General features: G+C 73.7%; 17 protein-coding genes. 5 read left to right on the forward strand and 12 right to left on the reverse strand.

Features of this window, described 5'->3' with window-relative positions; genetic code table 11:
• The first annotated feature begins 109 nt into the window (after positions 1–109).
• Together ACGFS9_RS07495 and ACGFS9_RS07500 are read left to right on the forward strand one after the other, a co-directional pair.
• Positions 110–499 (forward strand): hypothetical protein, encoded by a 390-nt coding sequence (locus ACGFS9_RS07495; RefSeq protein ID WP_393251395.1) that lies wholly within the window; start codon positions 110–112, stop codon positions 497–499.
• 318 nt (positions 500–817) lie between these two features.
• On the forward strand, positions 818–2,266 hold the full coding sequence (locus tag ACGFS9_RS07500; protein ID WP_393251396.1) for a S28 family serine protease: 1,449 nt from the start codon (positions 818–820) through the stop codon (positions 2,264–2,266).
• Positions 2,267–2,603: 337 nt separating this feature from the next.
• Here the strand turns inward: ACGFS9_RS07500 and ACGFS9_RS07505 are convergent, their stop codons facing one another.
• Entirely contained in the window at positions 2,604–4,475 is a 1,872-nt protein-coding gene (locus ACGFS9_RS07505; RefSeq protein WP_393251397.1) for a glycoside hydrolase family 3 protein, read from the reverse strand.
• Positions 4,476–4,750: 275 nt separating this feature from the next.
• Positions 4,751–5,662, reverse strand: coding sequence for a LysR family transcriptional regulator (locus tag ACGFS9_RS07510; protein WP_393251398.1), 912 nt, complete (start codon positions 5,660–5,662; stop codon positions 4,751–4,753).
• 113 nt (positions 5,663–5,775) lie between these two features.
• Between ACGFS9_RS07510 and ACGFS9_RS07515 the strand changes: the two genes are divergently transcribed.
• A complete protein-coding gene (locus ACGFS9_RS07515) occupies positions 5,776–6,741 on the forward strand; it encodes an EamA family transporter (protein WP_393251399.1) in 966 nt (321 codons plus the stop codon).
• A 104-nt stretch (positions 6,742–6,845) separates the two neighbouring features.
• On the opposite strand, the gene ACGFS9_RS07520 is transcribed toward ACGFS9_RS07515, so the two are convergent.
• The 7 genes from ACGFS9_RS07520 to ACGFS9_RS07550 form a co-directional block, all read right to left on the reverse strand.
• Entirely contained in the window at positions 6,846–7,655 is an 810-nt protein-coding gene (locus ACGFS9_RS07520; protein WP_393251400.1) for a sugar phosphate isomerase/epimerase family protein, read from the reverse strand.
• A 184-nt stretch (positions 7,656–7,839) separates the two neighbouring features.
• Positions 7,840–8,889, reverse strand: a complete 1,050-nt coding sequence (locus ACGFS9_RS07525) for a LacI family DNA-binding transcriptional regulator (protein WP_393251401.1) — start codon at positions 8,887–8,889, stop codon at positions 7,840–7,842.
• Positions 8,890–9,546: 657 nt separating this feature from the next.
• A complete protein-coding gene (gene rbsD, locus ACGFS9_RS07530) occupies positions 9,547–9,936 on the reverse strand; it encodes a D-ribose pyranase (RefSeq protein ID WP_393251402.1) in 390 nt (129 codons plus the stop codon).
• Positions 9,933–10,844, reverse strand: coding sequence for a ribokinase (locus tag ACGFS9_RS07535; RefSeq protein WP_393251403.1), 912 nt, complete (start codon positions 10,842–10,844; stop codon positions 9,933–9,935). Before ACGFS9_RS07535 ends, rbsD begins: the two co-directional genes overlap by 4 nt.
• A 92-nt stretch (positions 10,845–10,936) precedes the next feature.
• Entirely contained in the window at positions 10,937–12,886 is a 1,950-nt protein-coding gene (locus ACGFS9_RS07540) for a substrate-binding domain-containing protein (RefSeq protein ID WP_393251404.1), read from the reverse strand.
• Entirely contained in the window at positions 12,876–14,429 is a 1,554-nt protein-coding gene (locus ACGFS9_RS07545) for a sugar ABC transporter ATP-binding protein (protein WP_393251405.1), read from the reverse strand. The genes ACGFS9_RS07540 and ACGFS9_RS07545 overlap by 11 nt, the downstream gene beginning before the upstream one ends.
• A complete protein-coding gene (locus ACGFS9_RS07550; RefSeq protein WP_393251406.1) occupies positions 14,426–15,484 on the reverse strand; it encodes a LacI family DNA-binding transcriptional regulator in 1,059 nt (352 codons plus the stop codon). Before ACGFS9_RS07550 ends, ACGFS9_RS07545 begins: the two co-directional genes overlap by 4 nt.
• A 189-nt stretch (positions 15,485–15,673) precedes the next feature.
• Between ACGFS9_RS07550 and ACGFS9_RS07555 the strand changes: the two genes are divergently transcribed.
• Positions 15,674–17,929: an ATP-dependent RecD-like DNA helicase gene (locus ACGFS9_RS07555; protein WP_393251407.1), complete on the forward strand. Its 2,256-nt coding sequence runs from the start codon at positions 15,674–15,676 to the stop codon at positions 17,927–17,929.
• Positions 17,930–18,171: 242 nt separating this feature from the next.
• On the forward strand, positions 18,172–19,470 hold the full coding sequence (locus tag ACGFS9_RS07560) for a citrate synthase (RefSeq protein WP_393251408.1): 1,299 nt from the start codon (positions 18,172–18,174) through the stop codon (positions 19,468–19,470).
• A gap of 606 nt (positions 19,471–20,076) precedes the next feature.
• On the opposite strand, the gene ACGFS9_RS07565 is transcribed toward ACGFS9_RS07560, so the two are convergent.
• From ACGFS9_RS07565 to ACGFS9_RS07575, 3 genes are all read right to left on the reverse strand, one after another.
• Positions 20,077–22,320, reverse strand: a complete 2,244-nt coding sequence (locus ACGFS9_RS07565; protein ID WP_393251409.1) for a heavy metal translocating P-type ATPase — start codon at positions 22,318–22,320, stop codon at positions 20,077–20,079.
• Positions 22,321–22,408: 88 nt separating this feature from the next.
• Positions 22,409–22,648, reverse strand: coding sequence for a heavy-metal-associated domain-containing protein (locus tag ACGFS9_RS07570; protein WP_393251410.1), 240 nt, complete (start codon positions 22,646–22,648; stop codon positions 22,409–22,411).
• A gap of 399 nt (positions 22,649–23,047) precedes the next feature.
• Positions 23,048–23,722, reverse strand: a complete 675-nt coding sequence (locus tag ACGFS9_RS07575) for a TetR family transcriptional regulator (protein ID WP_393251411.1) — start codon at positions 23,720–23,722, stop codon at positions 23,048–23,050.
• Positions 23,723–23,812: the final 90 nt, after the last annotated feature.

A 23,812-nucleotide genomic window follows, 5' to 3' on the forward strand; every position in this document is an offset into this window, starting at 1 on the left:
GGCGGCCCCGCGCCGGGGCGGACGGGAGTCCCGTCCGCCCCGGCGCAACCGCCCGACGTACGTTCTGCGTCCGTACACCCGTACGCTGATTGCGGCGGAAGGGGCGGGAGTGGACCGTGGTGCGATACGTCGGCGGCTGGCGGCGGGTGCGGCCGTGCTGGTCGCGTCCGCGGTGCTGGCGCTGGTGACCCCGGGCACCGCCCAGGCCGCCCCCACCTCCTGCTCGGGCCGCAAGGTCCGCACCCTGTCCTTCTCGACCGGCTCCGTGCGGGTCTACAAGCGCGGCGCCTACGTCTGCGCCGTGACCGTGGCCAGGAAGTCCGGGGCCCGCACGCGGATGTCCGTCAGCGTGCAGCCGCGCGGCGGCCGGCCCGTGGTGGACGCCGGGCGCTTCTCGCACCACGCCGGTCCCGTGACCGTCCACGCGGGTCACCGCTGCGTCCTGTTCAAGGGGTCGGTCGGCTCCGGCTCGGTCAACTCCGGCTGGATTCTCTGCTGACCGCTGACCGCTGACCGCTGACCGCTGACCGCTGACCGCTGACCGCCGACCGCCGTCTGCTGACCGCCGACCGCCGACCGCCGACCCGCCGGCCCTCCACCTCGCCGGTCCGCCGCGTCCCCGGTCCGTCGGGTACCCGCCGTCGATCCGACGGCTCCCGCGGGTGCCGTGCGCCGCCCTCCGTCGGGTGCGCAGGCCGCACCGGCTCTTTTCGGCCGCACTGCCGCCGGGGTCCAGGATTGCCCAAGAACCCCTGGTGTCAAGGGAGTTGCTCCGCTAGGTTCCGGCGGACATCTGCCACGTCCCCGGGGAGGGTGCATGCGCAAGGCGCTCAGACGGCTGCTGGTGCTCGCGGTGCTCATCGGCACACTGAGTACGGCCGGGACCGCCACCGCGGCCCCGCCGCGGGCCCCCGGCCCCGCCACCGGGGCCTCGCAGGACATCCGGGACCGCCTCCTGGCGATCCCCGGCATGAGCCTCGTCGAGGAGAAGCCCTACACCGGCTACCGCTTCTTCGTCCTGAACTACACCCAGCCGGTCGACCACCGGCATCCGTCGCGGGGCACCTTCCAGCAGCGCGTCACCGTGCTGCACAAGGACACCGAGCGCCCGACGATCTTCTACACCGGCGGCTACACCGTCTCCACCACGCCGAGCCGGCGCGAGCCCACCCAGATCGTCGACGGCAACCAGGTCTCCATGGAGTACCGCTACTTCACGCCGTCCCGCCCCGACCCGGCCGACTGGTCCAAGCTCGACATCCGGCAGGCGGCCGACGACCAGCACCGCATCTTCAAGGCGCTGCAACCGATCTACCGCAAGAAGTGGATCGCCACCGGCGGCTCGAAGGGCGGCATGACCGCCACCTACTTCGAGCGCTTCCACCCGCGCGACATGGACGGCGTCGTCGCCTACGTCGCGCCCAACGACGTCGTCGACGACGAGGACTCCGCCTACGACCGCTTCCTCGCCCGGGTCGGCACCGCGGAGTGCCGCGACCGGCTGAACGCCGTGCAGCGCGAGGCCCTGGTCCGCCGCGAGCCGCTGGAGCGCCGGTACGCGGCCTACGCGGCCGACAACGGCTACACGTTCACCACGGTCGGCAGCCTCGACCGGGCCTACGAGGCCGTGGTGCTCGACTACGTCTGGGGCTTCTGGCAGTACGGCCGGCTCGCCGACTGCGACACGGTCCCGGCGAACGCGGCGACGGCGTCCGACGAGGAGATCTGGGACTCCGTCGACACGATCTCCGGGTTCTCCTTCTACACCGACCAGGGGCTGGAGCCGTACACGCCGTACTACTACCAGGCGGGCACCCAGCTCGGCGCGCCGACGATCCACTTCCCCTCCATCGAGAAGAAGTACGTGCGCTACGGCTACCAGCCGCCCCGGAACTACGTGCCCCGCTCCATCCCGATGCGCTTCCAGCCGTCCGCGATGCCCGACGTGGACCGCTGGGTGCGCCGCCACGCCCGGCACATGCTGTTCGTGTACGGCGAGAACGACCCGTGGGGTGCCGAGCGCTTCCGGGTGGGTCCCGGAGCGCGCGACTCCTACGTGTTCACGGCCCCGGGGATGAACCACGGCGCGAACGTGGCCGGACTCGCCGCCGAGCAGAAGGCCCTGGCCACCGCCCGCATCCTGCACTGGGCGGGCGTCGCCCCCGCGGCGGTCGCGGCGGACCCCTCGGCCGCCCGGCCGCTCGCCCCCTACGACGCCCGCCTGGACCGGCGGGACGTCGAGCGGGAGATGACGCTGCGTCCGTGAGCACCCGGCCGCGTCCGCTCCGGTCACCCGGGGCGGACGCGGAGGGCCGTGGCGGGCCGTGGCGGGCGGGCACCGGGAGGGCGACGTCACCGCCGACGGCACCCGTTGCTCAGGCCCCTCCGGCCGCTCCCGCCGCAGTCGGTCTCCCGGACCCGGACCCGGATCCGGTCGCGGCCCGCACCCCCGCGCCGCCGGGGTGCGGGGCGGCGCGACCGCGCAGGCACTCCCCGCCCCGGCGCGGCCCGCCGGGGCGGGCGCACGCCGGGCACGGTGTCCCCTCGGCCTCCGGAAGGCGGGGCGGCGGGGCGGCGGAGGGGACGGGACCGGCCGGGCGGGGCTAGTACGTCAGGCCGTATCCGATCGGGTACAGCACCTGCTCCGGGTCGTCGGCCCGCTGCACGGCCACCGGCAGCTTCCCGCGCGGGTCCACCCGCCCGGCGATCACCCGGGCGGCGGCGCGCACCTCGACGTCGATCCAGGAGTAGGCGGCCAGGCAGGCGCCGACCTGCGGGAGCTGGGCGACGTCGTAGGGGTTGCGGACGGACAGGGCGACGACCGGCACGCCCGTGGCGGTGAGCCGGTCGACGAGGGTCTTCTGCGACCCCGTCGCCGTGACGTTGTACGTCACGACGACGACCGCGTCCGCGCCGTCCGCCGCGGACACCGCCTCGGTGATCCTCGCCGCGCTCGGCGCGGTACCCGTGGACAGGGCGGTCGCGGTGAAGCCCAGCTCGGTCAGCGCGCCGGCGAGCACCGTGGTGGGGGGCCCGTCGGACAGTGAGGGAGAGGCCGGATCGGCCCCGACCACGAGGACGCGCGGGGTGCGCCGCCGGGACAGCGGCAGCAGCTTCTCCTTGTTGACCAGCAGGGTGGTGGTCCGCTCGGCGATCTTGTCGGCGGCCCTGAGGTGTGCCGGCGTGCCGACCACCCGGTCCACCGCCGCCTCGTCGACGTAGGGGTTCCTCAGCAGGCCGAGCCCGGCCTTCATCCGCAGGATGCGCAGGATCGAGGCGTCGAGCCGGTCCTCGGTCAGCTCGCCGCCGCGCACCGCGTCCAGCACGGCGTTCCAGGCGACGTGCAGGTCCGGCGGGTTGAGGAGCTGGTCGACCCCGGCCTTCAGGGCGAGGACGGGCACCCGGTCGTCGCCGTACTTCGTCCGGACGCCCTCCATACCGAGCGCGTCGGTCACCACCACGCCGTCGTAGCCGAGTTCGCCGCGCAGGATGCCGGTCAGGATCGGGTGCGACAGGGTGGCGGGGTCGCCCGCGTCGTCGAGGGCCGGGACCATGATGTGCGCCGTCATGATCGAGTCGATGCCGGCCCGGATCGCCGCCCGGAAGGGCACCGCGTCGAGCTTCTCCCACTCCTCGCGGCTGTGCGTGATCACCGGGAAGCCGAAGTGGGAGTCGACGGCCGTGTCGCCGTGTCCGGGGAAGTGCTTGGCGGTCGCGGCGACGGCCGAGCCCTGATAGCCCTTCACCTCCGCCGCCACCAGGCCCGCCACCGCGTCCGGGTCGGCGCCGAAGGAACGGACGCCGATCACCGGGTTGGCCGGGTTGACGTTCACGTCGGCGTCGGGGGAGTAGTCCTGGCAGATGCCCATCGCGCGCAGTTCCTCGCCGCCGATGGCGCCCACCTTCCGGGCGTCGGCCCGCGAACCGCCGGCTCCCAGCGCCATGGCGCCGGGGAACAGCGTCGCGGGCTTGCCCACCCGAGCCACCATCCCGTGCTCCTGGTCGGTGGCGATGAGCACGGGCAGACCGCGCGGCTGGTCCAGCGAGGCCCGCTGGATGCCGTTGGACAGGGCGGCGATCTGGTGCGGATCACGGACGTTGTGCGCCCAGGCGAAGTAGATGATGCCGCCGACGCGGTACCGGGCGATCAGCTCCTCGGCCGTCCGGACGCCGATCTCCGCGAGGTTGGCGTCGACGTCGGCCTGGTCGGGGGCGGTGGCCGAGTGGCCGTAGACCCGCATGACGAACAGCTGGCCGACCTTCTCCTCCAGTGTCATACGGGAGATGAGGGCGCGCAGCGCCGTGTCGCCGTGCGGGGTGCGCGTGCCGGCCGCGTGGGCGGCGGGTCCGGTGGCCAGCGCGGCGGTGACGCCCGCCGTGGCGGCCAGGACCGTACGCCGGGAGGGCCGTGACGGTGTGTTCGGTTCGGCCGGTCCGGACGGTCTTGCGGTGCTTCCCGTGCTGGAGTCGCGCACAAGCGCTCCTTCCCTCGTGAAGGAAACTTCCAAGGAGTCACGAATATCCGGGAAGTTTCTTCCAGTCAAGGGTGTGCACAGCAACCGGAGGAGGGGTCGCCACCGGTGCGGTCGGAGGGGGCGCGCCGGTGGCGGCGCGCTGCCGGCCGCAGGCGGCGGAGAGGGTGCGTCGGCGGTCGCGGCGGGCGGCGACGAGGCCGACACCGCTCTGCTCCGCCATCCGCCGTCCGCAGTGCGCGAGTTCGCCGAGGCGTGGGCCGCCGGAGGCAGGCGGTTCAGGCTCGGGCCGAGACCCGCGGCCAGTGCGCCTGGAGGGTGCGGACCGTCTCCGCGATCGCCGGACGCCGGGCCGCCCCCGCGCGCCACAGCGCGTACAGGCGGCGCACCGGCAGCGGATCCAGCGGCACCTCCACGACCCCCGGCGGCAGCGGGCCGCGGCCGAGCCGCGGGATGAGGGCGACGCCGAGGCCCGCGGCCACGAGGGCGACCAGTGTGGGGTTCTCGTCGGCCTGGTGGACGATGTCCGGTTCGCAGCCCGCCGCTCGCAGCGTGCGCACCAGCCAGTCGTGGCAGACCCGCCCCGGCGGCTGGCAGATCCACCGCTCGCCGCCCAGGTCCTCCCGCCGCACCGAGGCCCGCCCCGCGAAGGGGTGGCCCGCGGGAACCAGCAGGTCGCACAGGTCCTCGCCGATGGCCGCCTGTTCCACCCCGGGCGGCGCCGGCAGCGGGGCGATGTCCCAGTCGTGGGCGATCGCCAGATCCACCGCGCCGCGGGCCACCAGGTCGACCGACAGATGCGGGTCGACCTCGGTCAGCCGGGTGTCCAGAGCCGGATGCCGGTCGGCCAGGTCGGCCAGCACGGCGGGCAGCAGGCCGCGTGCGGCCGAGGCGAACGCGGCCACCGTCAGCCGCCCCGCGGGCAGCCCCCTGCGTTCCTCCAGCTCCGTTTCGGCCCGCTCCACGATCGCCAGCAACTGCTGTGCCGTGGCGGCCAGTTGCTCGGCCTGTTCGGTGAGCCGGACGCCGCGGCCCCGTCGCTCCAGCAGAACCGTCCGGGTCTCCCGCTCCAGCTTGGCGATCTGCTGGGACACCGCCGACGGCGTGTAGCCGAGCGAGGCGGCGGCGGCGCCGACGGTGCCGTGCACGGACACGGCGTGCAGCGCGCGCAGGCGCTGGAGATCGAGCACGGGGGCCTCCTCGGGCACGCCAGCCTCTTCGCCGGACACGTAAGCGCTGCTTCATCCAACCCTACAGAGATCCGCGCTGGTGCTACACGGTGCCCGCGTCCGATGCTCGACGCATGCGCCCCGCCCACATCGCCCTCGCCGTGCTCGTCGCCGCCGTCTGGGGGGTGAACTTCACCGTCATCCAGGTCGGTCTCGGCCATTTCCCGCCGCTGCTCTTCTCGGCCCTGCGGTTCCTGATGGCCGCGGTGCCCGCGGTCTTCCTCGTGGGCCGCCCCACGGTGGCGTGGCGGTGGATCGTGGCCGTGGGCCTCTGCCTCGGCGTCGCCAAGTTCGGGCTGCTCTTCATCGGCATGGACGCCGGCATGCCCGCCGGGCTGTCCTCCCTGGTGCTCCAGATCCAGGCGGTGTTCACGGCGCTCGCCGCCTTCGCCTTCCTCGGCGAACGCCCCACGCGCGTTCGGGCGGCCGGGATGGCGGTGGCGCTGTGCGGGGTCGGCCTGGCCGCCGTCGACGAGGGCACCGCGGGACCGCTCGGCGCCTTCGCCCTGGTCGTCGCCGCTGCCGCCTGCTGGGGCGTCTCCAACGTCCTCACCCGCAGGGCGTCCCCGCCCGACCCGCTCACCTTCATGGTGTGGGTGAGCACCGTGCCCGTCCTGCCCCTGCTCGGCCTGTCGCTGCTCACCGAGGGACCGTCCCGGGACCTCGACGCGCTGCGCGCCCTGGACGGGCAGGGCGTCGGAGTCGTCCTCTACGTCGCCTGGATCACCACCGTCTTCGGCTTCGGCGCCTGGGGCTGGCTGCTGCACCGGCACCCCGCCTCCGTGGTCGCCCCGTTCTCGCTCCTCGTCCCGGTCTTCGGGATGTCCTCCGCGGCCCTCTTCCTCGGCGAGCCGGTGAGCCCGCTGCGCCAACTGGCCGCGGTGCTGCTGGTGGGCGGCGTCGCGCTGACCTCCCGGACACCCCGCGCGTCCCGGGCGGCCGGCGCGGCGCCCCCTCCGCACGCGGCCGCGACGGCCGCCCCGCCCCCCGACGGCGCCGACCGCGCCCGCCGGCCGGCAGGCGACGCGCCCCGCCGGTGACGTCCGGGAGCCACGGCCGCGCGCCGTCGCCGGGGTCCGCGCGGACCCCGGCCCGCGCGCCGCGTCCGCACGGGGCCCGGCGGGCAGCCTGCCGGGCCCGACGCTCAGCCCCCGGGCCGCGCCGCCTTCAGGAGCCCCTCCAGGTACTCCCGCCCCGCGCCCAGCAGCCCCTCCAGCGGCGCCGCCTGCGGGTACCAGCGCTTCTCGTACTCCCAGCAGAGCCAGCCGTCCCACCCGGCCCGGGCGAGGGCGTCCACGCACGCGCCGAGCGGGACCACCCCCGAACCGAGCGGCAGCGGAGTGGTGTCGGCGGCCGACGCGATGTCCTTGACCTGGGTGTACCCGAGGTACGGGGACAGGGCCGGACCGGTCCGCGCGGGGTCCTCGCCGCCGAGCCAGGTGTGCATCACGTCCCACAGCGCCCCGACGTGGCGGTGACCGACCCGGCCCAGGACCCGGAGCGCGTCGGCTCCGGTGCGGTGCGAGTCGTGCGTCTCCAGCAGGACGCGCACCCCGCGGGCGGCGGCGTGCTCCGCGGCGGCGCCGAGCCGCCGGACGGCCGCCGCGTCCGCCTCCGCGGTGTCCGCCCCGGGGGCGGCGCCGGGGAAGACCCGCACGAACGGCGCGTCCAGGTCCGCCGCCAGCTCCACCAGGTCCCGCAACTCCCGCAGCACCGGCGCGTCGTCACCCGGCGCCGCCACCCGCGCGTATCCCGCCACGCCGACGAGGGTGATCCCGCCCGCCGTGAACTCCGCTTTCACGGAAGCCCGTTCGGCCCGGCCGATCCCGGGGTGCACGGGCTCCTCCGGATGCGCCCGCACCTCCACGCCCCGGAAACCGTGCGCGCCGGCCAGCCGCACGACGTCCGCGACGGGCAGCCCGGGCACACCGAGGGTGGAGAACGCCAGTCTCATGGGCCGGACCCTACGTCCCCGCGGGCCGCCGCCCAAGACCGCGACCGGCGCCCGCGGAACGGGGGGAGGCCACCGGAGTCCGCGGCGCCCGGCGGGCGACACCCCTCCCGCGCCGGAGGGCGAGGGGAGCCGGGGCCGCCGCCCCGGCTCCGCGCGGCGGCCCCGGCCCCGGTACGGCGGAGAGTCACCCGCGGGGGCCGCCGGTGGATCCCCGCACCATCAACTCGCCCCGCACCGTGGCGATGCCGCCCGGCGGGGGCTCCTCGCGGCCCATGGCGATCCGGCCCGCGCGGGCACCCGCCTCGGACAGCGGCAGCCGTACGGTCGTCAGGGCCGGGACCGCGTCGACGCTGAACGGCAGATCGTCGAAGCCCGCCACGGACACGTCGTCCGGGATGCGCAGCCCGGAGTCGCGCAGCGCCGCGCAGGCGCCCAGGGCGACGGTGTCGTTGGCGGCCACGACGGCCGTCACCTCGGGATCCCTGCGCAGCAGTTCGAGGGTCGCCTCGTAGCCGGAGCGGCGGTCGTAGCGGCCGTGCACGGTGCGGCGCGGGTCGTCCTCGACACCCCGCGCGGCCAGCGCGGCGCGGTGGCCCTCCAGCCGGTGCCGGGTCGTGGTGCGCTCCGCGGGGCCCGCGATGTAGCCGAGCCGCCGGTGGCCGAGGCCGAGCAGATGGTCGGTGAGCTGCCGGCCGCCGCCGCGGTTGTCGAAGGTGAGGGCGATCGCCTCGGGTGCGTCCGGCGCCGGCGGACGGCCGCACAGCACCACCTTGCTGCCCGCCTCCGCCAGCCGGCGCAGCTTCGCGGCGACGGCCGCCGCGTGCTCCGGGTCCTCGATGGCGCAGCCGGTCAGGACGACCGCGGCGGCGCGTTGGCGCTGAAGGAGCGTGAGGTAGGTGAGTTCGCGCTCCGGGGAGCCGCCGGTGTTGCACACGACCCCGAGCCGCTCCCCGCCCGCGCGCCCCCCGGGCCCGCCGATCTCGGACTGGATCGCGGCGGCCATGATCCCGAAGAAGGGGTCGGCGATGTCGTTGACGAGGACGCCGACGAGGTCGGAGGTCGCCGCGGCCAGCGAGCTGGCGGGTCCGTTCAGCACGTAGTCCAGCTCGTCCACCGCGCGCAGCACCCGCTCCCGCGTGGCGGCGGCCACCGGATAGTTGCCGTTCAGCACGCGCGACACCGTCGCGGGAGAGACCTGCGCGCGGGCCGCCACGTCCGCCAGGGTCACCGTCATCTCGTCGTCCTCCGGTCGCGCCTCCCGCCGTACCCCGTCGTACGGCGCCTACGTCGTCGTGCCGGTCCCACCTCGTCGAACGGAGTCGAACGCGGGGTCGGGGCCGGGGGGTGCCGCCGTCCTCGGCGGGGGTCCGTGCAGACCCTACGGCCAACGGCCCCCGGTGTTCGCCCCCTCGAACAACTCGACCCGGTGACGGTCTGGTCGCAGCCGGTGAACGGTGGCCGGTTTCCCCCGAGACGGAAAGCCCTTGCCGTCGTGCCCTCGCGGAGGTGTGGCGGCGCCCGGCGCGGACGGAGGGACGCCGTGGGGCGATCGAGGGGGAACCGTTCAACGCCGCCCCGCACGCCCGGAACGGCCACGCGGTGCCGGCCGAGACCGGGGGCAGGGCGCGTGCCGTCCGACCCCGCGCCCGGGCCGCGGAAAGAATCTTCGGAATCCCGTACAACCCTTTCCCCGGGACGCGGGTCGTACCGGGCATCAGGACGTCTGGAGGGGGATTCCGGGGGGGATCACGGGGTCCTGATACGGAGGGGAAAGCCGAGGGGCCCGGTCGACGGACCGGGCCCCTCGAAGACGTTTCGAGGCCGCCGTCACGGTTCCGGCGCAAGCGTCCGGGCCGGGGAGGCGGCTCGCACCGCCCGCGGCGCCGCCGGCTCAGAAGAACACCCCGCAGCGCAGCAGCACGTTGGCGTACGGCCGGGCCTCTCCCGTGCGGACCACCAGCCGGGCCTCGGCCGACAGCGACTTCAGCTCCGGGTGACCGACCAGGGCGAGACCGGGAACCCGGGCCCGGAGCAGCTCGGCCGCCGCCGGATTCGCCTCCCGCACCTCGCGCGCCGCCGTACCGCCCTCCACCACCAGCTCGGCGAGCAGCCCGTCCAGCACCTCCGCGAAGGACGGCACCCCCGCCCGGAACGCCAGGTCGACGAGGCGCGGGCCCGCCGGGACCGGCATCCCCGCGTCGCACACCAGCACCTGGTCGCCGTGGCCCAACTCGGCCAGCGCGCCCGCCAGATGGCGGTTCAGGATTCCGGCCCGCTTCACGGCGCGGCCACCTCGGCCACCTCCGCGGCGGTCGGGAAGGACTCCTGCGCCCCGGCCCGGGTGACCGCGACGGCACCGACCCGGGCCGCGTAGCGGGCGGCCTCCGCGAGGGACTCGCCCCGGCCCAGACGCCAGGCGAGCGCCGCGGTGAACGCGTCGCCGGCACCCGTGGTGTCCACGGCCTCGACCGGCACCGAGGGCACCCGGACCCGGGGCCCCGCCCGCTCCGCCACCAGCGCGCCGGCCGCGCCCAGCGTGACGACCACCGACCGCGGGCCGAGCGCCAGCAGGGCCGTCGCCCAGTCCTCGGGGGAGTCCCCCAGGCCGTCTCCGGCGATCACCCGGGCCTCGTGCTCGTTGACGATGAGCGGGTCGCAGGCCGCGAGCACCTCGGGCGGCAGCGGGCGCGGCGGTGAGGGGTTCAGCACCAGACGGCTGCCGTCCGCGAGGCTCCGGACGACCTCGGCCACCGTCTCCAGCGGGATCTCCAGCTGGACCGACACCACCCTGGCGGCCTGGAACAGGCTTGCTGCCGCGCGGACGTCGGCCGGGGCGAGCCGGCCGTTGGCGCCCGGCGACACCACGATGCTGTTGTCCCCCGAGGGGTCGACCGTGATCAGCGCGACCCCGGTCGGAGCGCCGCCGACCAGGGCGCCGACGGTGTCGACGCCGGCGGCGCGCTGCGCGTCCAGCAGCAGCCGGCCGTGTCCGTCGTCGCCGACCCGGGCGAGCAGCGCCGTGCGCGCGCCGAGCCGGGCGGCGGCGACCGCCTGGTTGGCGCCCTTCCCGCCCGGGTGGACGGCGAGATCGGAGCCGAGCACCGTCTCGCCGGCGCCGGGCCGCCGCTCGACCCGGACCACCAGGTCGGCGTTGGCCGAGCCCACGACCAGGAGGTCGTAGTCGTACATGAACTGTCTCCCTGCACAGATGAGTCGAGCCCGACGCGCGCGAGGCCGGGGGCGGCGGGCTGCTCCCGCCGCCCGCCGCCCCCGGCCCGGTGTCAGCCGCCGAACCCGGCGACGTTCTCCTTCGTGACGACCTTCACCGGCACCTTCACCGTCTCCCGGACCGTGCCGCCCCCGGCTGCCCGCAGCGCGTTGTCCACCGCGATCCGGCCGAGCTCCCTGGGCTGCTGCGCGACGGACGCGTACAGCGTGCCCGCGGAGACCGCCTTCAGGCCGTCGGGCGTCCCGTCGAAGCCGATCACGGAGACGGATGTGCCCGCCTTGGAGCCGAGGGCCTTGACAGCGCCGAGCGCCATCTCGTCGTTCTCCGCGAAGACGCCGTCGATGTCGGGGTGCGCCTGGAGCAGGTTCGTCATCACGTCGAGCCCCTTGGTGCGGTCGAAGTCGGCCGGCTGCCGGGCGACGACCTTGATGCCGGGGTAGTCCTTCAGGCCCGCGGCGAAGCCCGCTCCGCGCTCCCGGCTCGCGGACGTGCCCGCCAGCCCCTGGAGGATCACGATCCGGCCCTTGCCGCCCAGCTTCTCGGCCAGCGCCTTCGCGCCCAGCCTGCCGCCCGCCACGTTGTCGGAGGCGACGAGCGCGACCGTCTTCGCCTTGTTGACGCCCCGGTCGACGCCGACGACGGGGATGCCGGCCTTGTTCGCGGCACGGACCGAGGGGCCCGCCGCGTCCGAGTCCACCGGGTTCACGATGATCGAGGCGAGTCCCGAACTGGTGAAGTTCTGGAGCTGGTTGGCCTGCTGCGAGGCGTCGTTCTGGGCGTCGGTGACGGTCAGGTCCACTCCTTGCCTCCGCGCCTCCTGCTGGGCGCCCGCCTTGATCTGCACGAAGAAGGGGTTGTTCAGCGTGGACAGGGACAGGCCGATCTTCCGGTCCGCCGCGGTGGACGAGCCGCCGTGCACGAAGGACATCGCGCCGACCACCGCCACCGCGACCACGGCCGCGATCACGTAGGTCGCCGCCTGCCTGCGCCGGTCGCCGCCAAAGGAGCCGCCGGCCACCGGGGCCGCGCCCGCCTTGCGCCGTACGGTGTCCAGCAGGACGGCCAGCGCGATCACCACACCGATGACGACCTGCTGCCAGAACGCCGACACCGACAGCAGGTTGAGGCCGTTGCGCAGCACCGCGAGGATCAGCGCCCCGACGAGCGTGCCGGACGCCTTTCCGGTGCCGCCGGCCAGCGAGGCGCCGCCGATGACGACGGCCGCGATGGCGTCGAGTTCGTAGCCCTGCGCGGCCTGCGGCTGCGCGGAGGAGAGCCGGGAGGCGAGCACGATGCCCGCGGCGGCGGCGAACAGGCCGGACAGCGCGTAGATCGCGAGCTTCTGCTTCCTGACCCGCAGCCCGGACAGCCGCGCGGCCTCCTCGTTGCCGCCGATCGCGTACATGGAGCGGCCGATGTACGTGCGGCCCAGGACCACGGCCGTGACCAGGCCCATGAAGGCCATGACGAGGACCGGTACCGGCAGCCAGCCGCCGAGCGTGTCGCCGAGGTGCGAGACGGAGTCGGGGAAGCCGATCGGGCTGCCCTGCGAGATCACCAGCGACAGGCCCCGGCCCACCGACAGCATGGCGAGCGTCGCGATGAAGGGCGGCAGCTTGCCGTAGGCGATCAGCGCGCCGTTGACGAGGCCGAAGGCGACGCCGGTGGCGACCGCGAGGAGCACGGCGATCCAGACGGGTATGCCGTGGGACGTCGCCGTCCAGGCGAGAACGGTGGCCGACAGCGCGGCGACCGAGCCGACCGACAGGTCGATGCCCGCCGAGACGATCACGAAGGTCACACCGAAGGCGAGGATGGCGGTGACGGCCGCCTGGACGCCGATGTTCAGCAGGTTGTCCGTCGTCAGGAAGTCACCCGAGAGGGCCGACATCGCGACGACGAGGACGATGAGCGCGGTGAGCGCCCCGTTGTCGAGCAGCAGGCGGCGGACCGCCCCGGCGCGGCTCGCGCCCGTCGTGTCCGGTTGCGTGTCAGTGGCCACGGGGGGCCTCCTTGCCGTTCTCGTTCGTGGTGTCGTTGCGGTGCGCGGTGGCGGGGGTGCCGACGGCCAGGGCCATCACGGAGTCCTGGGTCGCCTCCGCGGCGGAGAGTTCGCCCGCGATGCGGCCCTGCGCCATCACCAGGACCCGGTCGCTCATGCCGAGGACCTCGGGCAGATCGCTGGAGATCATCAGGACGGCGGCGCCGGCGGCGGTCAGTTCGTTGACGAGCTGGTAGATCTCGACCTTCGCGCCGACGTCGATGCCCCGGGTGGGTTCGTCGAGGATCAGCACCCTGGTGTCGGCGAGCAGCCACTTGCCGATGACGACCTTCTGCTGGTTGCCTCCGGACAGCGTGCGCACGAGCTGGCCGGGCCCCGCCATCCGCACGCCGAGCCGGCGGGCGATCTCCCCGGCCGCGGCCCGCTGCCCCTTGAGGTCGACGAGTCCCCGCCGTGTCGCGGAGCGCAGGCTCACCAGCCCGATGTTCTCCTCCACGGAGGCGTCCAGGAGGAGCCCCTGGCCCTTGCGGTCCTCGGGCACCAGCCCGATGCCGGCCTCCAGGGCCGCGCTCACGTCGCCCCGGCGCAGGCCGCCGCTCCCGGCGACCGTCACCGAACCGCCGTCGTAGGGGTCGGCGCCGAAGACGGCCCGGACCACCTCGGTGCGGCCCGCTCCCACGAGCCCGGCGATGCCGACGACCTCGCCGGCCCGCACCTCGAAGCTCACGTCGTGGAAGACCCCGTTCCGGGTCAGCCCCTCGACGGTGAGCAACGCCTCGCCGGTGTCCGGGCGTTCGCGCGGGTACTGCTGCTCGATGGAGCGTCCGACCATCAGCCGGACGAGTTCGTCCTCCGGGGTGGAGGCGGGCACCCGGCCGACGCTCCGGCCGTCGCGGATGACCGTGACCCGGTCGCCGAGGGCGGCGATCTCGTCCAGGTGATGGGTGATGAACACGATGCCGACGCCGTCATCGCGCAGCCTGCGCACGATCCGGAAGAGCCTGTCGACCTCCCCGGAGGTGAGCACGGCGGTCGGCTCGTCCATGATCAGGACGCGGGCCTCCAGGCTCAGCGCCTTGGCGATCTCCACCATCTGGAGCCGGGCGACGCCCAGTTCACGCACCCGCGCGCGAGGCGACACGTTCACGCCGACCCGCTCCAGGAGGCGGGCGGCGTCCGCCTCCATCCGCGTGCGGTCGATCAGCCCGAAGCGCCGCGGCTGCCGGCCCAGGAAGATGTTCTCGGCGACGGTCAGGTCGGGGACGAGGTTGAACTCCTGGTGGATGGTGGCGATCCCGAGCCGCTCGGAGTCCTCCGCCCCGTGGATGCGGACCTCCTCGCCGTCGACGAGGACGCGTCCGGCGTCGGGCCGGTAGGCGCCGGAGAGCATCTTGATGAGCGTGCTCTTGCCCGCGCCGTTCTCGCCGAGCAGGACGTGCACCTCGCCGCGGCGCAGGTCGAAGCCGACGCTGTCGAGCGCGACGACGCCGGGGAACGTCTTGCGGATGCCCTCGATCCGCAGCAACTCGTCCTGGTTGCTCACGACTGGCTCCTTCGCAGGGGGGACGGTGGTGCGGCGGCGGGCCGCGCGGGGCCCTGCCCGGGCGCCGGCTCTCCGCAGGAGCGGCGCACGACCAGGCGGGCGGGGAGGATGACGGACCGCGGGGTGCGTCCCTCGATACGGTCGACCAGGGCGCGGACGGCGGCCCGGCCCAGTTCGCCCGTGGGCTGGGCGATCGCGGTGACCGGCGGGTCGGTGTGCACGAACCACGGGATGTCGTCGAACGCGGCGAGCGCGATGTCGTCCGGGACGCGCAGTCCGCGCGCACGGACCGCGTCCAGCGCGCCGAGCGCCATCAGGTTGTCCGCGGCGAAGACCACCTCGGGCGGCTCGGCCAGGTCGAGGAAGCCCTCGGTGGCCCGGCGACCGCTCTCCGCCTGGAAGTCGCCCTGCCCGATGTAGGCGTCGGGCAGCGCGATGCCGTACGCGGCGAGGGCCTCGCGGAAGGCCTCCACCCGCTCGCTGCCGGTCGTGGTGGCCGCCGGCCCGGCGATGATGGCCAGCCGGCGGTGGCCCAGGCCGTGCAGATGGGCGACCAGGTCGCGGACCGCGGCCCGTCCGTCGGCCCGCACGACCGGCACGTCGAGGCCCGGGATCCAGCGGTCCACGAAGACCATCGGCGTCCCCGCCCGCGCGGCGTCCAGCATGCCGGGGGAGCCGCCGTCGGTGGGGGAGACCAGCAGGCCGTCTATGCGCCGGTCCAGCAGGGTCCGCACGTGGTGGTCCTGGAGGTCGGGCCGTTCGTCGGCGTTGCCGATGATCACGCTGTAGCCGAGGGCCCGGGCCTCCTCCTCGACCGAGCGCGCCAGTTCCGTGAAGTACGGGTTGAGCACGTCGCTGATGACGAGGCCGAGCGTGCGCGTCTGGTCGGTGCGCAGGGAGCGGGCGACGGCGTTCGGGCGGTAGCCGAGGCTCCGCACGGCGGCCAGCACGCGGGTGCGCGCCTCCTCGCTGACCGACGGGTGGTCGTTCAGCACCCGGGAGACCGTGGCGACGGACACGCCTGCCTCGGCGGCAACGTCCTTGATGCTCGCCATCGTCGCTCCACCTCCTCGTGGAATCGATTACACGGAGGATTGGAATCGATTACACGCGCTTCGGGCAACCCCCTCGCCGCATCCCGCAACCGGATCGTGATGAACGGCCGCCGGGAGCCGCCGCCCCTTTCGGGCGGGCTTGTCCCCGGGGCCGCCGGCGCTGTCGGAGGCGGACGGTACCGTCGGGTCATGTCGCATCAGGCGGAGGGCGGGCGGTCGGGCGAGCGCCGGACGGCGACCCTGGAGGGCGTCCTCGAACGCATCACGTACGCCAACGAGGAGAGCGGGTACACCGTCGCCCGCGTCGACACCGGCAGAGGCGCCGGCGACCTGCTCACGGTGGTCGGGGCGCTCCTCGGCGCGCAGGTCGGGGAGTCGCTGCGGATGGAGGGCCGCTGGGGCTCCCACCCGCAGTACGGCAAGCAGTTCACGGTGGAGAACTACACGACGGTCCTCCCCGCCACCGTCCAGGGCATCCGCCGCTACCTCGGCTCCGGCCTCGTCAAGGGGATCGGCCCCGTCTTCGCCGACCGCATCACCCGGCACTTCGGCCTCGACACCCTGCGGATCATCGAGGAGGAGCCGAAGCGGCTCATCGAGGTCCCCGGACTCGGCCCCAAGCGCACCGGACGCATCGCCGACGCCTGGGAGGAGCAGAAGGCGATCAAGGAGGTCATGCTCTTCCTCCAGAGCGTCGAGGTGTCCACCTCCATCGCCGTGCGCATCTACAAGAAGTACGGCGACGCCTCCGTCTCCGTGGTGCGGAACCAGCCCTACCGGCTGGCGTCGGACGTGTGGGGCATCGGCTTCCTCACCGCCGACCGGATCGCCCGGTCCGTCGGCATCCCGCACGACAGCCCGGAGCGCGTCAAGGCCGGCCTGCAGTACGCGCTCTCCCAGTCCGCCGACCAGGGCCACTGCTATCTCCCCGAGGAGCGGCTCATCGCGGACGCGGTGAAGCTCCTCCAGGTCGACACCGGCCTGGTCATCGAATGCCTGGCCGAGCTGGCGGCGCCGGCCGAGGACGGCGAGGACCCCGGCGTCGTCCGCGAGAAGGTGCCCGGCCCGGACGGCGGCGACCCGGTGACGGCCGTCTACCTGGTGCCCTTCCACCGCGCCGAACTGTCCCTGTCCGCCCAGCTGGTGCGCCTGCTGCGCGCCGACCACGACCGGATGCCGGGCTTCCGCGACGTGGCCTGGGACAAGGCGCTGGCCTGGCTGAAGGGCCGGACGGGCGTCGAACTGGCCCCGGAGCAGGAGGCGGCCGTCCGGCTCGCGCTCACCGAGAAGGTCGCCGTCCTCACCGGCGGTCCCGGCTGCGGCAAGTCCTTCACGGTCCGCTCGATCGTGGAACTGGCCCGAGCCAAGCGGGCCAAGGTGGTCCTCGCCGCGCCCACCGGCCGGGCCGCCAAGCGGCTCGCGGAGCTGACCGGCGCCGACGCCTCCACCGTGCACCGCCTCCTGGAACTGAAGCCGGGCGGCGACGCGGCGTACGACCGGGACCGCCCGCTGGACGCCGACCTGGTCGTCGTCGACGAGGCGTCCATGCTCGACCTGCTCCTCGCCAACAAGCTGGTCAAGGCGGTGCCGCCGGGCGCCCACCTGCTCTTCGTCGGTGACGTCGACCAGCTGCCGAGCGTCGGCGCGGGCGAGGTGCTGCGCGACCTGCTCGCCGACCGCGGTCCCGTCCCGGCGATCCGGCTCACCCGCGTCTTCCGCCAGGCCCAGCAGTCCGGTGTGGTGACCAACGCCCACCGGATCAACTCCGGGCAGCATCCGGTCACCGACGGGATGAAGGACTTCTTCCTCTTCGTCGAGGACGAGACGGAGGACGCGGGCCGGCTCGCGGTGGACGTGGCGGCGCGTCGGATTCCGGCCAAGTTCGGCCTCGACCCGCGCCGGGACGTCCAGGTGCTGGCCCCGATGCACCGGGGCCCGGCCGGCGCCGGCCATCTCAACGGCCTGTTGCAGCAGGCCATCACGCCGGGCCGCCCGGACCTGGCGGAGAAGCGGTTCGGCGGCCGGATCTTCCGCGTGGGCGACAAGGTCACCCAGATCCGCAACAACTACGACAAGGGCGAGAACGGCGTCTTCAACGGCACGGTCGGGGTCGTCACCTCGCTCGATCCCGTCGAGCAGCGCCTGACGGTGCGCACGGACGAGGACGAGGAGGTGGCGTACGAGTTCGACGAACTCGACGAGCTGGCCCACGCGTACGCGCTGACCATCCACCGCTCCCAGGGCAGCGAGTATCCGGCGGTGGTCATCCCGGTCACCACCAGCGCGTGGATGATGCTCCAGCGCAATCTGCTCTACACGGCGGTGACCCGGGCCAAGAGGCTGGTCGTCCTCGTCGGTTCGCGCAAGGCGATAGGCCAGGCGGTCCGTACGGTGTCGGCGGGACGCCGGTGCACGGCCCTGGACTTCCGGCTCTCCGGCGCCTGATCCGCAGCTTCTCCGGTCCGCGGAGCGGGTGCCGCAAAAAAATGATCGATCAAATGAGTCACGAAGGTCACAGAGACCTTCCCGACGGGCTGCGGACGGGGCAGGATGAGCAGGTTGGCGGCACTGAGTGCCGCCAATAGGCCTAATGGTCGACCCCGAGTGCACTCTCCAGGGCCAAATGGGGGATGGTAGAGACAGTCAGGGCACCTCGAAGAAGAGGCACAACGTCGGTGAGGGATGACGTGAGCGAGCACACCAACAACGCTGTAGTACTGCGGTACGGCGATGGCGAGTACACCTACCCGGTGATCGACAGCACCGTCGGCGACAAGGGCTTCGACATCGGCAAGCTCCGCGCCCAGACCGGTCTGGTGACGCTGGACAGTGGGTACGGCAACACCGCCGCCTACAAATCCGCGATCACCTATCTCGACGGCGAGCAGGGCATCCTGCGGTACCGCGGCTACCCGATCGAGCAGCTGGCCGAGCGGTCCACCTTCCTCGAGGTGGCCTACCTGCTGATCAACGGCGAGCTCCCGAACATCGACGAGCTCTCCACCTTCAAGAACGAGATCACGCAGCACACGCTGCTGCACGAGGACGTCAAGAACTTCTACAAGGGCTTCCCGCGCGACGCCCACCCGATGGCGATGCTGTCGTCGGTGGTCTCGGCGCTGTCCACGTTCTACCAGGACAGCCACAACCCGTTCGACGAGAAGCAGCGCAACCTCTCGACGATCCGGCTGCTCGCGAAGCTCCCCACGATCGCGGCGTACGCGTACAAGAAGTCGATCGGCCACCCGTTCGTCTACCCGCGCAACGACCTCGGATACGTCGAGAACTTCCTGCGCATGACCTTCTCGGTCCCCGCGCAGGAGTACGAGCTCGACCCGGTCGTCGTCTCCGCGCTCGACAAGCTGCTGATCCTGCACGCGGACCACGAGCAGAACTGCTCGACCTCCACCGTGCGCCTGGTCGGCTCCTCGCAGGCGAACATGTTCGCCTCGATCTCCGCCGGCATCTCGGCCCTGTGGGGCCCGCTGCACGGCGGCGCCAACCAGTCGGTCCTGGAGATGCTGGAGGGCATCCAGACCAACGGCGGTGACGTCGACTCCTTCATCCGCAAGGTGAAGAACAAGGAGGACGGCGTCCGCCTGATGGGCTTCGGCCACCGGGTGTACAAGTCGTTCGACCCGCGCGCCAAGATCATCAAGGCCGCGGCGCACGACGTCCTGTCCGCTCTCGGGAAGTCCGACGAGCTGCTGGACATCGCGCTCAAGCTGGAGGAGCACGCGCTCTCCGACGACTACTTCGTCTCGCGCAACCTCTACCCGAACGTCGACTTCTACACCGGCCTGATCTACCGGGCCATGGGCTTCCCGACCGAGATGTTCACGGTCCTGTTCGCCCTCGGCCGGCTGCCCGGCTGGATCGCCCAGTGGCACGAGATGATCAAGGAGCCCGGCTCCCGTATCGGCCGCCCCCGCCAGATCTACACGGGTGTCGTCGAGCGCGACTTCGTGCCGGTCGAGAGCCGCTGAGGCTCGTATCGAAGGGCAGGGCCCCGGATTCCGGGGCCCGCTGAGCCCTGCCGAGGACGCGGAAAACGGAAAGCGCCCTGCTGCTGGTCCCCCCACGGGCCGGCAGTCAGGGCGCTTTCCTTGTCCCGGTACGGATTCCCCCCACGGGATCCGGCCGGGCGTCTGTGGGACAGCGCCTGAATCGCTGTGTGCCGGCGCAGGGCCGACGGCCGGCGAAGCGAGCAGAGCGGCTCGCCCCGCCGCGGTGGTGCGCATGCTGCGGGTGGTGCGGTGCGATCTGCCGGGACCCGTACGGATCGGGAGGGCCGCTCAAAGCTCCCCGCAGTACGCGCCCCGGCGACGCACGGTCCGGGAAACGTCCCCCAAGACATCCCCGGATGCCAGTCACGCCCCCCAAGACGCTTCTGACATTGCCAACTTAGACTCACGAACCCCTTCGATGGTTGTGTTCACACCACTGTGATCTGTGTCTCTTGCACATGTCCTGAAGATGGGCAAGAGCCTCGGTACGGGAACCGAGGTCCCAGCGTAAGGAAGATGCGCGAGCCTTGTGAAGAGCTTATGTGAGGGCGGCGTGGGACTCCAGGGGGACTCTCAACTCCGTCGTCACGAGAATCTCCGGAGCCGAAGGCTGTTCGTCACCACGAACACGGACGAGAAGGCCATCGCCGCTCCCGCGATCATCGGGTTCAGCAGTCCGGCGGCGGCCAGTGGCAGCGCCGCCACGTTGTAGCCGAACGCCCACAGCAGGTTCCCGCGGATCGTCGACAGGGTCGCGCGGGCCAGCCGGATCGCGTCCGCCGCCACCCGCAGGTCCCCGCGCACCAGCGTCAGGTCGCTCGCCTCGATCGCCGCGTCCGTGCCGGTGCCCATCGCGAGGCCCAGGTCGGCGGTGGCGAGCGCCGCGGCGTCGTTCACCCCGTCGCCCACCATCGCGACGGTGCGCCCCTCGGCCCGCAGCCGCTCGACGACGGCGACCTTGTCCTCGGGCAGCACCTCGGCGAACACGTCGGCGGCGTCCACGCCGACCGAGCGGGCCACGGCCTCGGCGACCGCGCGGTTGTCGCCGGTCAGCAGGATCGGGGTGAGCCCGAGGGCGCGCAGGTCGCGCACCGCCTCGGCGCTGGTCTCCTTGACCGTGTCCGCGACGGTCAGCACGCCGACCGGCGTGCCGTCGAGCCGGACCGCGACGGCCGTCCGGCCGTCCGCCTCCGCGGCGTCCTTCGCCCGGGCCAGCCGGTCGGGCAGGGCCCCGGGGAAGCGGCCCACCGCGACCTCGTGGCCGTCCACCCGGCCGCGCACCCCGCGGCCGGGGACGTTCTCGAAGTGCTCGACCGCCGGGAGGGCCCCGACGCGCCGGCGCGCACCCTCCGCCACGGCCCGGGCGACGGGGTGCTCGGAGGCGTCCTCCAGGGCTCCCGCGAGCCGCAGCACGTCCCGCTCCCCGGCCCCGTCGGCGACGTACACCTCGCGCAGGCTCATGCGGCCGGTGGTCACCGTGCCGGTCTTGTCCAGGACGACCGTGTCGACGCGGCGGGTGGACTCCAGGACCTCGGGCCCCTTGATCAGGATGCCGAGCTGGGCGCCCCGGCCGGTGCCGACCATCAGGGCGGTCGGGGTGGCCAGTCCGAGGGCGCACGGGCAGGCGATGATCAGGACCGCGACGGCGGCGGTGAACGCCGCGGCCGGGTCCCCGGTGGCCGCGATCCAGGCCGCGAACGTGCCGAGCGCGATGACCAGCACGACCGGCACGAAGACGCCGGAGACCCGGTCGGCGAGCCGCTGCACCTCGGCCTTGCCGTTCTGCGCCTCCTCCACCAGCTGTGCCATCCGGGCGAGCCGGGTGTCGGAGCCGATCCGGGTGGCCTCGACCACCAGGCGTCCGCCGGCGTTCACGGTGGCGCCGGTGACGCCGTCGCCGGTGCCCACGTCCACCGGCACGGACTCGCCGGTCAGCATCGAGGCGTCGACGGCCGACGCGCCCTCGACCACCGTGCCGTCGGTGGCGATCGTCTCGCCCGGCCGCACCACGAACCGGTCGCCCACGGCCAGCCGCGCCACCGGGACGCGCACCTCGCGGCCGTCCCGCAGGACGGCGACGTCCCGGGCGCCCAGCTCCATCAGGGCGCGCAGCGCCGCCCCCGCGCGCCGCTTGGAGCGGGCCTCCAGCCAGCGGCCGAGCAGGATGAAGGCGACGACGCCGGAGGCGACCTCCAGATAGAGCGTGGAGGCCCCGTCGGCCCGGGAGACGGTGAACGAGAAGCCGTCCCGCATGCCCGGCCTCCCCGCGTCGCCGAGGAACAGCGCCCACAGGGACCAGCCGAACGCGGCGAGGGTGCCGACCGAGACCAGGGTGTCCATGGTGGCCGCGCCGTGCCGCGCGTTCGTCAGCGCCGCCCGGTGGAACGGCAGCCCGCCCCACACCACCACCGGCGAGGCGAGGGTCAGGGCGAGCCACTGCCAGTTCTCGAACTGCAGGGGCGGGACCATCGACAGCAGGACGACCGGGAGGGCGAGCAGCGCGGAGACCGTCAGCCGCCGGCGCAGGGCCGCCGTCCCGGGGTCCTCGTCGGACGCGGGGGGCGCGCTCGGTTCCGGCTCCGGCGGCGGGGGCTCCTCGGCGGTGTACCCGGTCTTCACGACGGTGGCGATCAGGTCGGAGACCTGTACCCCCCGCGGGTAGGAGACCTGCGCCTTTTCCGTGGCGTAGTTGACGGTGGCGCTGACGCCGTCCATGCGGTTCAGCTTCTTCTCGACGCGTGCCGCGCAGGAGGCGCAGGTCATGCCGCCGATGACGAGTTCGACCCGCGAGGTCGTCCCGTCGGCTATCTCGGGTGGTGCGGTGGTCATCGTCCGGCTCCCGGGGTCGGCCGGACCGTGCGGAGCCGGTATCAGCCGGTCGGCACGGCCCGGTGCGGAGGGAAGGGTCGGGTCTCGGTCAGGCGAGGCCGGCGAGCTCGAAGCCCGCCTCGTCGACCGCGGCGCGCACGGCGGCCTCGTCGAGCGGGGCTGCGGAGACGACGGTGACCTCGCCGGTCGCCGCCACCGCCTTCACGGAGTCGACGCCCGGGATCGCGGAGATCTCGCTGCCGACGGCGCCTTCGCAGTGCCCGCAGCTCATGCCGCTCACCTGGTAGACGGTGGTCACGGTGTTGTGGGTGTCGGTCTGGGCGGTCATGGCGTTGCTCCTCGTCGAGGCGGGTGCTGCTGAGGTGTACGGAAGGGGACTCCGGGAACCCAGAGTTCCCCTCGACGCTCACCAGACTATACCCCTAGGGGGTATGAAGCAAAGATGCGCCGAGGCGGCTCGGCGCGCGGTACAGGGGCGGCTCCGCATGCAGGGCGCGCCGGCGCCCGCGACGCGACGCGGGGTGGAGCGGGCTGCGGCGGGATGGGGCGGGACGCCGGGCGCCGGGTGCGCCGCGCCCGGCGCCCGGCCGCTGCGGTCCGCACGGCCGGGGGCGGCGTGGTCCGCCCGCGCGGGCCGGTGTGGCCGCGGTGCGCGGGGAGGGCGGGCCTGCGGGGCGCGGTCGCCCGCGGCCGGTCCGGCGCTCGGCGGGGTGCGGTGGCGCCGGGGTCAGTGGCCGCCCGCGCCGTCCTCTCCGAGCAGCGGTTCCAGGTAGCGGTACATGACCGTCTTCAGTTCGGTGATGTACGCCTGCCGCTCGGCGCCCTCGTGGGCCATGACCAGGGTCAGGCCGGCTTTGAAGAGCATGAGGGTCATGTTGGCCGTGCGTTCCCGCTGGTCCGCCGGGCCGCCGGGCAGCCGTGCGGCGATCAGGTCCTCCACCCGCGTCAGGATCGCGCCGTGCAGCGTGCCGATCTCCTCGATGATCCGCCCCGGGGTGTCGGGGGCGTGCATCAGCACCCCGAAGGCGGGGTTCTCCACGTTGAACGCGATCAGCGGGTCGAGGACCGCGTCCAGCATCCGGTCCAGCGGGAGGCTGGTGTTCTCCGCCGCGAGGGCCTGGCCGTGCGAGGTCGCCCAGTGCTCCAGCAGCTGGTCGCTGAGGCCGACCGCGATCGCCTCCTTGTTCGGGAAGAACTGGTAGAGCGTGCCGGGCGAGACGCCTGCCTCGCGGGCGATGGCGTTGGTGCTCGCCCCGGTGTAGCCGGTGCGGCAGAACACCGACGCCGCCGCCTCCAGGAGCTGGGCGATGCGGCGCTCGCCGCGCGCCTGGCGGCGGCGCGGCCTGTCCTCGGTGCGCTCGCGGCGCGTCGGCGACTCCTCGGTCTGCTGATTCTCGGGCACGGGTTATCCCCAGCTTCTCGGGACGTGATTGACAAACGCGAGCGATCGCTCGCATTCTTGAAAAACGCGAGCGCCGACTCGTGTTTGCCA

The organism is Streptomyces sp. NPDC048566 (assembly GCF_043199735.1).
Taxonomy (GTDB): domain Bacteria; phylum Actinomycetota; class Actinomycetes; order Streptomycetales; family Streptomycetaceae; genus Streptomyces.